We start from the raw sequence: 9,260 nt of genomic DNA, 5'->3' as shown, positions 1-9,260 counted from the left end.
CCCAGCATCACCCTCGACCAGGGCCTCGCCGACACCGTCACCTGGTACCGCGACAACCGCACCTGGTGGGAACCCCTCAAGACCACACCCACCGCCTGAGCGGACAAATGCCGCGGGTGGTGGCAGCCGACGATGCGAACCTCGTCGGCGCCACCACCCGCGGCGTCGTTGTGCGTCAGGTCACCGACCGCCGGCGCGGAAGACCTCCGAGACGGTACGGAGGACCACCTTGACGTCCAACCACAGCGACCAGTTCTCGATGTAGTAGTTGTCGAACCGGGCCCGGTCGGAGATCGGGGTGTCGCCCCGCAGGCCGCTGACCTGGGCAAGCCCGGTGAGTCCGACGGGTGCGCGGTGACGTGCCGCGTAGTTCGGGTATTCGGCCGAGAACTTCTCCACGAAGTACGGCCGCTCCGGCCGCGGCCCGACGACGCTCATGTCGCCGCGCAGGATGTTCCACAGCTGGGGCAGCTCGTCCAGCGAGGTCCGGCGCATGAACCGGCCGATCGGGCTGACCCGGTTGTCGTGCGCGATGGACCAGTTGGTCTGGGACTCCTGCTCGTTCACGGGACGCATCGACCGGAACTTGATGACGTTGAACGGCTTGCCGTACCGGCCGATCCGCTCCTGGTAGAAGAAGATCCCGGGGCCACCATCGATGAGTGTGGCGAGGGCGCAGAGCAGCAGCACCGGGCTCAACAGCAGGAGCGCGATGCCGGCGACCAGGATGTCGGAGGCCCGCTTGATGGCCCACCGCGGGCCGCTCAGCGTGATGTCGCCGATCTTGACGATCGGGAACGCGCCGATGTGGTCGGGGTAGCCGCTGTGGGAGCGCGAGCCCCACAGGCGCGGCACGGCCCAGAGATCACAGCGCGAGCTGCGGGGCCGCAGCAGGGTTTCCATGAGCGTCGTCTCGTCGCAGTCCGGGTCTGCGATGATCAGGACCTCGCACTCCGTCAGCCGGACGAGGTGCTCGAGGTCCGCCATCGTCCCGCTCAACGGAAGCGCCGCGTTGTCCTGGCGGGACGGAGCGTCGACGCAGCCGACGAACCGCAGGCCGTACTGCGGGTAGCGGCGCAGCAACCGGGCGATCTCCAGGCCGATCGGCCCGCCGCCGACGACGAGCGCGTTGTGCTCCGCCCACCGACGCTTGCGGGACAGGACCGTGAACGACCTGCTGGCCGCACGTCCGAGGATCACCAGCAACGCCGACACCGCGACGCCGCGCATGAACCCGCCGACGTACGTCACCGAGGCGTGGCGCTCGGCCGCGATGATGGCCACCACCGAGGCGGCGGCCAGCAGCCGCCCGCAGAGGCTCGGCAACTCGTCGAGGATGCTCACGTGACGGCGCGGCCGGTAGAGGCCGCCGGCCGCGAACAGGGTGATGGTCAGGGCGGCGTTGGCCATCGTCCCGCGCCAGTAGCTCTGCGTCAGCAGCAGCGGGGCGATGAGCGCGACCGCGTCGACGGGCGCGTTCATCATCCATGCCCGCAGCCACCGGGTGCGCGACGAGGTGCGGGACCTCGCGTACGGCAGGACGGCGGTGGTCCCCAGGCCGGGCACCTCGACCCTGGCCGGGGCCTGGGCCTCCCTCGCCTGGGGCACGGGTGGGGCGCCTCCGTAGAGGCGAGCCCCGTCGCCCGGCATGTCGAGGTCGTCCCCGCCGACTGACGGCGTGGACGAATGGCTGGTCGCCGGATGGCCTGACACTTGTGGACCTCCCCGTGAAAGCCCTCGGTCATGCATCCCGACCAGAAGGGCGACCGAACTCTACGATCGACCCGGTCGTGCCACCATAGCCGCCAAGTCAGTTCCGCCTCCTACTTTGCGGCGGCGAGGATTCCCGGAACGTTGTCGTTACGGACCGCATCGAAGACCTTCGCGGCCTTTTCCTTGTCGGCGAGCACCACGCTCTCGGTGCCCATCATGCCGGTGCCCTTCACCGGGCAGGTGAGGAACGTCAGGTTGCCGCTGCGCAGATCGCGCATCTCGGACCCGAGGTCGACCAGGTTCAACTTCTTGTCCACGGCGACCGCGTCCGCCGTCGCCTTGATGAAGGAGTTGAGCTTGGCCGGGTTGGCGAGAGTGCCGCCGGACGCCGCCTTGTCCAGGATCGCCTTGATCACCTGCTGCTGGTGCCGGATTCGGGCGAAGTCGCCGTCGGCGAACGCGTGCCGTTCGCGCGCGTAGTCCAGCGCGGCCGCCCCGTCCATCTTCTGCCGCCCGGCGTTGAACGTCCGGCTGCCGTTGAGCGCGTACAGCGTGGTGAAGCCCTTCTCCACGTCCACGTTGATGCCGCCGAGCGCGTCCACGATCTCCTTGAAGCCGCTGAAGTCGACGATCGTCACGTGGTCGATCCGCACGCCCGTGAACTTCTCCACCGTCTGCACCAGCAGCGGCACGCCACCCCACGCGAACGACGCATTGATCTTCGCGTCCCGGCCGCCCCGGCCGCTCGAGGACTTCGGCACGCTTACCCAGGTGTCCCGGGGGATCGAGATGAGCTGGGCGCTGGACCGGTCCTTCGGAAGGTGGGCCACGATGATCGTGTCGGTGCGGGAGCCGGACTCGCTGTTCGGGTCGCGGGAGTCGCTGCCGAGGATCATGATGTTCATGGCGCCCTTGGCGTTCTCACCCACCTGCGGGCGATCGGCCTCCGGCACACCCTCGAAGGCGTCGACGCGCTCGATGCCGGAGTTGATCGAACGGAAGTACAAACCGCCGGCGATCATCCCGCCACCGCCGAGCAAGGCCAGGACCACGAACGTGATCAAAGCGACCTTCTGCCACCGGGGACGCCTCGACCGCGCCTTCTTGGTCGGCTCCGGTGGTTGCTGCGCCGCGATGAACTGGGTCTCGGGCTCCGCGTACTCTTGGCGATACTGCATGCCGCGATGCTACTGATTCCCGGTTACAGGGATGTACCCCCGTCCGGGTCGTCGGGCTCCACGTCCCGACCGAATCGTTTCCGACGATCGTCGCGGTGAGCCCGGGAGAGCCCGTCAACCATCGGTATCCAGCGACGGAATCGGCATGGCATGGTGGCCGGGTGCGGTTGACATCGATCCACACGTACCCCGTCAAGGGTTGTCACCGGCTCGACCACGACGGCGCGTTCGTGCAGCCGTGGGGCCTGGCCGGCGACCGGCGCTGGATGGTCGTGGACGCCGACGGCGTCGGCGTCACCCAGCGCGAGACCACCCGGCTGGTCGGCCTGCGCGCCACCGTGCGCCCCGGGGGCCTGTCGCTGCGCGCCGACGGGCAGCCCGACCTCGACGTGCCCGAGCCCGCCGGCGGCGGACCGGTCGCGGTGCGGACCTTCCGCAACCGCAAGCTCCCCGTCCCGGCCCTGTCGGCCGGTCGAGCGGCTGACGACTGGCTCGGCGCGCTGCTCGGCCGACCGGTCCGGCTGGTCTGGCTGGGTCAGCCGACCCGCCACCTGGCCGCCGGGGACCGCGAACACGACACCGGTGACCAGGTCAGCTTCGCCGACGCCTACCCGCTGCTGCTGGCGAACACCGCCTCCCTCGACGCCCTCAACGGCTGGCTGGCCGAGGTGGGGGAGGAACCGGTGCCGATGAACCGGTTCCGGCCCAACCTGGTGCTCGACGGGGCGTCGGCCTGGACCGAGGACGACTGGGTCGGCCGGTCGCTGCGCATCGGTGACCTGCGGTTCCGCGCCGCCGGGCCGTGCGAGCGCTGCGTGGTGACCACGACCGACCAGGAGGCCGGGGTACGCACGAAGGAACCGCTGCGTACCCTCGCACGACACCGCACCATCAGGCAGAAGGTCCTTTTCGGACTGCACCTGGTGCCGCTCGACACCGGTCACCTGGCGGTGGGTGCACCGCTCGTCATCGTCCCCTGACCAGGGTCGACCGTCCCGGCACGCGGTACGCGGTACGCGCCGGTCACCGTCCGTCACCGCTGTCTTAGCTTTGGCTTAGCCGGCTTGTCCGCCCACGTCCCGTTCCGGCAGCATCGCCGTCGTGACGGACGTAAGCGTTGTCGACATCGACCTGGACCATGCCCCCCAGCAGCGTCCCGCGTCGGCGTCCCGCTCGACGCCCTGGCTGGTCGCCGCCGGCGTCACAGTCGTCGCAGCGGCAATGGGGCTCACCCTGACCCTGCGGTCCGGCTCCGCCCCGGCCTGCGCCGCCGGCCGGACCCTCGCCGCAGCGCCGCCCACCGGCACCACCACGCACAGTGGCAAGGCCACCTTCTACGACTCGAACGGCGCCGGCGGCAACTGCTCGAACCCCGCCGCCCCGGCCAACAAGCTCTACGTCGCACTCGGCCCGACCGAATACTCCGCGGGCGCCGCCTGCGGAGGTTTCCTCGACGTGACCGGCCCGAAGGGCACCGTCCGAGTGCTGATCATGGACCAGTGCCCGGAGTGCGCACCCGGGCATCTCGACCTGTCCCGCGAGGCGTTCGCCCGGATCGCCGAGCCGGTCCAGGGCCTCGTCCCGGTCACCTACCGCGCGGTGGTCAACCCACCGCTGCCCGGCCCGCTCACCTTCCGGATCAAGGAGGGCGCGTCGCAGTTCTGGTTCGCCGTCCGGGTCGGCAACCACGGCAACCCGCTGCGATCCGTCGAGGTCCGCCAGGGTGCCAGCGGCCCGTGGCGCCCACCCGCCCGGCAGGACTACAACTACTGGCTGATCGCCTCCGGCGCCGGAGCCGGCCCGTTCACCATCCGGGTCAGCGACGTGTACGGCAACCGTGCCACCGTCAGCGGCATCCGGATGGCACCCGGCCAGGTGCAGAACAGCGCGGTCCGGATGTACGGGCGCGGCGGCGTCGCGGCCACTCCCCGCCCGTCCGCGTCGGCCCGGCCACCCGGCAAGCGACCCATCGCAGGTACGCCGACGCCGACCAGCCGCCCGGTCGAGGTGGCGAAGGCGAGCGCGCCGGCCACCAGCACGCCGAGCACCCAGCCGGCCGAGACGAACGCCCGCTGGTGCGCGGGCTGACCGCTCAGTCAGTCGGCGGCAGGTCGAGCCACATCAGGATCTCGTCCCGGTCATCCTCGGGCGCCACCCGCAACGCGGCCGGCAACCGGCCGATCTCCCGGTAGCCGAGGCGGCCGTAGAACCTGTCCAACCCCAACCCGTCGCGGACCGTCACGTGCAGCGCCTCGTGGCCGAGTCGCCTGCCGATACGGGCGGCCTCGGCCATCAGCGCCGAGCCGTAACCGGTGCCCTGGGCGTCCGGGTGGACCATCACCCGCTTCAACACGCACCAGTGCGCCTTGAGCGGGAAGCGGTTGTCGGAGAAGACCAGCAGGCCCGCCAGCCGATCGCCGGAGTATCCGACGAGCAGGCGGTCCGGTCCGTCGGCGATGCCGGCGAAGGTCGGGTCGGCGAGCACGTGCACGTCGGCGGCGGTCACCGGCGGAACGAAGCCGACCGCGCCACCGGCGTTGCTGACGTCCGTCCAGAGCGCGACGATGTCGGCGCGCAGGCGCGGGGTCAGGTCGGGGTCGAGGACGAAGCGCAGACTCACGCCGGCCATCCTGACCCGCCGACCAGACCCGTGACCCTCGACAGTGACACGCCCGACAATCCCGAGGGGTGCGTGGTGCTCGTTTGTGCGGGAGAGGGGATTCGAACCCCTACGCCCTTTCGGACAATAGGACCTAAACCTATCGCGGCTGCCGTTACGCCACTCCCGCCAACCCGCTGAGTCTAGAGCGTCCGGCTTCGACGGTGTCGAGCCCGGCCTTGTCTGCGGATGGCCGAGGCCGGGTGGTGGCTCACCGACTCGGTCCAGGGCTCACCGACTCAGTCCAGGCCGAGGTCGCGGCGGAGCTTGGCGACGTGTCCGGTGGCCTTGACGTTGTAGAGCGCTCGCTCGATCTTGCCGTCGGCGTCGATCACGAACGTCGAGCGGATCACTCCGGTGACGGTCTTGCCGTACAGCTGCTTCTCGCCGTACGCGCCGTAGGCGATCAGCACCGTCCGGTCCGGGTCGGACACCAGTGGGAAGGTGATCGCGTCGCGCTCGCGGAACTTCGCCAGCTTCTCCGGCTTGTCCGGGGAGATGCCGACGACCTCGTAGCCGGCGGCCTGGAGCGAGGCGAGCGAGTCGCGGAAGTCGCACGCCTGCTTGGTGCAGCCGGGGGTCATCGCGGCCGGGTAGGCGTACAGGACCACCTTGCGACCGCGCAGGTCGGCGAGGGAGAGCTGGTCACCGGTGTCGGTGGCGAGGGTGAACTCGGGCGCGGGATCACCGGGGGAGAGACGGTCGGGCGTGGTCATGGCCCGACGATACCGCCGACCGGGCGGGTGCCGTCGCCGGCGACGCGCCCCGGTCGGCGCCGCTGGCTGTAGGTCAACTCGTCGTTCAGGAAACCGGGGCATCCGCGGTTCGGGGATGCCCCGACATCAGGGAAGGCGAGTCGATCACCCGCGCGACCGCCGCCGAGTTCGGGCGATCGCAAGGTGATCAACACCTCGCGTTGTTGCCAGAGTCTGGCAACAACGAGTGATGGGAAATAGGCTGACGCTCGCTGGCCCGGTCGGGTCCGCTGAACGTCTGGGAGGTCGCGTGGAAACACTGGCGATGCACATCTCGAACGGGATCATCGACGGTCCGGTCGCAGCGATCTTCGCCGCGCTCGCTCTTGCCGCGCTCACCGTCTGTGTCCTGCGCGGCCGGCGCGACCTGGACGACCGGCTGGCCCCGATGGCGGGCCTGGTGGCCGCGTTCATCTTCGCCGTCCAGATGCTCAACTTCCCGATCTTCACGGCCGGCGTGAGCGGCCACCTGCTCGGCGGCGCGCTCGCCGCCATGCTTGTCGGCCCGTGGGTCGGCGCGCTCTGCGTGTCCGTGGTCCTGGTGGTGCAGGCGCTGGTCTTCGGTGACGGCGGAGTGGCGATGCTCGGCCTCAACATCACGAACATGGCGCTGCTCGGCACCGCGGCGGCGTACGTGCTGATCGCGGTGCTGCTGCGGGTGCTGCCCCGTACGCGGGCCGGCCTGGCCGTGACCGCGTTCGTCGCCGCCACGCTCAGCGTGGTGGTCGCGTCGCAGGGCTTCGTCCTGCAGTACTGGCTGGGCGGCACCACCGACCTGGGAAGCAACCTGACCGGTCTGGCCGGCACGATGGCCGGCGTGCACCTGCTGATCGGCATCGGCGAGGGCCTGATCACCGCGACCACCGTGCTCACCGTCGCGAAGGTGCGACCCGACCTGGTGTACGCGCTGCGCTCGCTGCGCGCGCCCGCCGCCCCCGCTGTCCCGGTCGTCGGAGGTGTTCGATGAAGAATCGCTCGTGGGTGTTCCTGGCCGGTGGCCTGCTGGTCGCGCTCCTGCTCGCCGGGGTGGTGAGCAACTACGCCTCGTCCCACCCGGACGGGCTGGACTCGTCCCTGCTCAAGGGCTGCACGGTCGACGCCGACGACAACATCGTCGGCGGCAGTTGCCCAGCTCAGCAGGCCCGGGACCACGAGTTCGCGGACAGCCCGCTCGCCGACTACGGGGTGCGCGGCGTGTCGAACAGCTTCGTCTCCACCGGGCTCTCCGGGGTGCTCGGGGTACTCGTCACGTTCGCGATCGGCGCTGGCGGTTTCTGGCTGCTGCGCCGTCGGGGCACGACACCGGCCGACGGCACGACACCGGCCGACGGCACGACGCCGACCGACGGCACCGACACGACGACACCCGTCCGGCGCCGCGCCGACGCGGCGAACTGAGCAGGAGTACGCAGGATGGGTGCCGGTCACGGGCATGTGCTGTACCGCGAGTCGGACTCGCCGGTGCACCGGCTCCCGCCCGAAGTAAAGATCGTGGCGATGGTGGTCTTCACGATCGCCGTGGTGGCCACCCCACGCACGGCGTTCTGGGCCTTCGGCGCGTACGCCCTGCTGGTGGTGGCGGTCGCGGCGCTGGCCCGGGTGGGGCCGCGGTGGCTGCTCAGCCGGGCGCTGATCGAGCTGCCGTTCGTGCTGTTCGCCGTGGCGCTGCCGTTCCTCGGCACCGGCGAACGGGTCGAGGTGCTCGGCCTGCGGCTGTCCGAGGACGGACTGCACGGCGCATGGAACATCCTGGCCAAGGGCACCCTGGGCGTGCTCGCCTCGCTGCTGCTCGCCGCGACCACCACCACCCGGGACCTGATCGTGGGGTTGGACCGGCTGCGTTGCCCGCAGGTGCTCACCCAGATCGCCACGTTCATGCTGCGCTACCTCGACGTGCTGGTCGGCGAGGCGCGGCGGATGCGGGTGGCCCGGATCTCCCGGGGCGACGACCCGCGTTTCCTGTGGCAGCTGCGCGGCTTCGCCGCCGGGATCGGGGCGTTGTTCCTGCGCGCCTTCGAGCGCGGCGAGCGGGTCTATCTGGCGATGCTGTCGCGTGGTTACACCGGGCGGATGCCCGCCGTGTGGCAGGGCGACGGTGCCGCGAGCATCGGTCAGTGGCTCGTCGCGTCGACAGTGCCGGTGTTGGCCGCCTCCATCGCCGCCACCGCCGTCGTGCTGTCATGATCGGTGTCGTGCAGACCGCTGTCTCGCTTGACGTTCGTGGCGTTCGGTACGCGTACCCGGATGGGCACGTCGCCCTGCACGGCGTGGACCTGAGCGTCCCGCGCGGCGACCGGGTGGCGCTGCTCGGGCCCAACGGCGCCGGCAAGACCACGCTGGTGCTGCATCTCAACGGGATCCTCGTCCCGACCGAGGGCAGCGTGAGCGTCGGTGGGCTGACGGTCACGCCGGACCGGGCCACCCTGGCCGAGGTGCGTCGCCGGGTGGGCATCGTCTTCCAGGACCCGGACGACCAGTTGTTCCTGCCCACGGTGGCCGAGGACGTGGCGTTCGGGCCGGCGAACCTGGGTCTGCGCGGGGCGGAGTTGGCCGCCCGGGTGGACGAGGCGCTCGCCGCGGTGGGGATGGGCGCGCATCGCGACCGGTCCCCGCAGCATCTTTCCTTCGGGCAGCGCCGCCGGGTGGCGGTGGCGACCGTGCTCGCCATGCACCCGGAGATCCTGGTGCTCGACGAGCCGTCGTCGAACCTGGACCCGGCGGCCCGCCGTGAGCTGGCCGAGATCCTGCGCGACCTGCCGGTGACCCTGCTGATGGTCACGCACGACCTGCCGTACGCGGCGGAGTTGTGCGACCGCTCAGTGATCCTGGACGGTGGCCGGATCGTCGCCGACGCCCCCACCCTGGACCTGCTGACCGACTCGGCCCTGCTGGCCCGCCACCGCCTCGAACTTCCCTACGGCTTCACCCCACCCCGGTAACCCCCACCCCACCACA

At 70.7% G+C, this 9,260-nt stretch carries 10 protein-coding genes and 1 tRNA gene; 6 read left to right on the top strand and 5 right to left on the bottom strand.

The window, feature by feature from the left end; genetic code table 11:
• Positions 1 to 180 precede the first annotated feature (180 nt).
• Positions 181 to 1,650, bottom strand: a complete 1,470-nt coding sequence (locus AB0A90_RS22120; protein WP_357250913.1) for a sugar transferase — start codon at positions 1,648 to 1,650, stop codon at positions 181 to 183.
• A 173-nt stretch (positions 1,651 to 1,823) separates the two neighbouring features.
• The gene (locus tag AB0A90_RS22115; RefSeq protein WP_357250910.1) at positions 1,824 to 2,891 is read right to left on the bottom strand and encodes an LCP family protein; all 1,068 of its coding nucleotides are present in this window, start codon (positions 2,889 to 2,891) and stop codon (positions 1,824 to 1,826) included.
• 161 nt (positions 2,892 to 3,052) lie between these two features.
• Between AB0A90_RS22115 and AB0A90_RS22110 the strand changes: the two genes are divergently transcribed.
• Together AB0A90_RS22110 and AB0A90_RS22105 are read left to right on the top strand one after the other, a co-directional pair.
• Positions 3,053 to 3,871 (top strand): MOSC N-terminal beta barrel domain-containing protein, encoded by an 819-nt coding sequence (locus tag AB0A90_RS22110; RefSeq protein WP_357250908.1) that lies wholly within the window; start codon positions 3,053 to 3,055, stop codon positions 3,869 to 3,871.
• Positions 3,872 to 3,992: 121 nt separating this feature from the next.
• Positions 3,993 to 4,979 carry an expansin EXLX1 family cellulose-binding protein gene (locus AB0A90_RS22105; RefSeq protein ID WP_357250905.1) on the top strand — a complete coding sequence of 329 codons (987 nt, stop codon included), beginning with the start codon at positions 3,993 to 3,995 and terminating at the stop codon, positions 4,977 to 4,979.
• Between the two features lie 4 nt (positions 4,980 to 4,983).
• Here the strand turns inward: AB0A90_RS22105 and AB0A90_RS22100 are convergent, their stop codons facing one another.
• The 3 genes from AB0A90_RS22100 to bcp all read right to left on the bottom strand — a co-directional run bounded on the left by AB0A90_RS22100 (position 4,984) and on the right by bcp (position 6,266).
• On the bottom strand, positions 4,984 to 5,511 hold the full coding sequence (locus tag AB0A90_RS22100; RefSeq protein WP_357250902.1) for a GNAT family N-acetyltransferase: 528 nt from the start codon (positions 5,509 to 5,511) through the stop codon (positions 4,984 to 4,986).
• An 86-nt stretch (positions 5,512 to 5,597) separates the two neighbouring features.
• Positions 5,598 to 5,680, bottom strand: a tRNA-Leu gene (locus AB0A90_RS22095).
• Between the two features lie 109 nt (positions 5,681 to 5,789).
• Positions 5,790 to 6,266 carry a thioredoxin-dependent thiol peroxidase gene (gene bcp, locus AB0A90_RS22090; protein ID WP_357250899.1) on the bottom strand — a complete coding sequence of 159 codons (477 nt, stop codon included), beginning with the start codon at positions 6,264 to 6,266 and terminating at the stop codon, positions 5,790 to 5,792.
• 289 nt (positions 6,267 to 6,555) lie between these two features.
• On the opposite strand from bcp, the gene AB0A90_RS22085 reads away from it, so the two are divergent.
• From AB0A90_RS22085 to AB0A90_RS22070, 4 genes are read left to right on the top strand one after another with little or no spacing between them, the layout of a single operon-like run.
• Positions 6,556 to 7,272 carry an energy-coupling factor ABC transporter permease gene (locus AB0A90_RS22085; RefSeq protein WP_357250896.1) on the top strand — a complete coding sequence of 239 codons (717 nt, stop codon included), beginning with the start codon at positions 6,556 to 6,558 and terminating at the stop codon, positions 7,270 to 7,272.
• Entirely contained in the window at positions 7,269 to 7,703 is a 435-nt protein-coding gene (locus tag AB0A90_RS22080) for a PDGLE domain-containing protein (RefSeq protein ID WP_357250894.1), read from the top strand. The genes AB0A90_RS22085 and AB0A90_RS22080 overlap by 4 nt, the downstream gene beginning before the upstream one ends.
• A gap of 15 nt (positions 7,704 to 7,718) precedes the next feature.
• A complete protein-coding gene (gene cbiQ, locus AB0A90_RS22075) occupies positions 7,719 to 8,489 on the top strand; it encodes a cobalt ECF transporter T component CbiQ (RefSeq protein ID WP_357250891.1) in 771 nt (256 codons plus the stop codon).
• Complete coding sequence (locus tag AB0A90_RS22070; protein ID WP_357250888.1) at positions 8,486 to 9,244, top strand: ABC transporter ATP-binding protein; 759 nt, start codon at positions 8,486 to 8,488, stop codon at positions 9,242 to 9,244. Before cbiQ ends, AB0A90_RS22070 begins: the two co-directional genes overlap by 4 nt.
• Positions 9,245 to 9,260: the final 16 nt, after the last annotated feature.

This window comes from Micromonospora sp. NPDC049204, from assembly GCF_040647935.1.
GTDB lineage: Bacteria > Actinomycetota > Actinomycetes > Mycobacteriales > Micromonosporaceae > Micromonospora.
Note: the sequence above shows the minus strand (reverse complement) of the source record. Positions and strands in the feature narration are given on the sequence as shown.

Excerpts from the sequence above, each read along its gene's own strand:
- AB0A90_RS22120 (WP_357250913.1), bottom strand. The coding sequence starts at position 1,650 with ATGCCGGGCGACGGGGCTCGCCTCTACGGAGGCGCCCCACCCGTGCCC.
- AB0A90_RS22115 (WP_357250910.1), bottom strand. The coding sequence starts at position 2,891 with ATGCAGTATCGCCAAGAGTACGCGGAGCCCGAGACCCAGTTCATCGCG.
- bcp (WP_357250899.1), bottom strand. The coding sequence starts at position 6,266 with ATGACCACGCCCGACCGTCTCTCCCCCGGTGATCCCGCGCCCGAGTTC.
- AB0A90_RS22080 (WP_357250894.1), top strand. The coding sequence starts at position 7,269 with ATGAAGAATCGCTCGTGGGTGTTCCTGGCCGGTGGCCTGCTGGTCGCG.
- cbiQ (WP_357250891.1), top strand. The coding sequence starts at position 7,719 with ATGGGTGCCGGTCACGGGCATGTGCTGTACCGCGAGTCGGACTCGCCG.
- AB0A90_RS22070 (WP_357250888.1), top strand. The coding sequence starts at position 8,486 with ATGATCGGTGTCGTGCAGACCGCTGTCTCGCTTGACGTTCGTGGCGTT.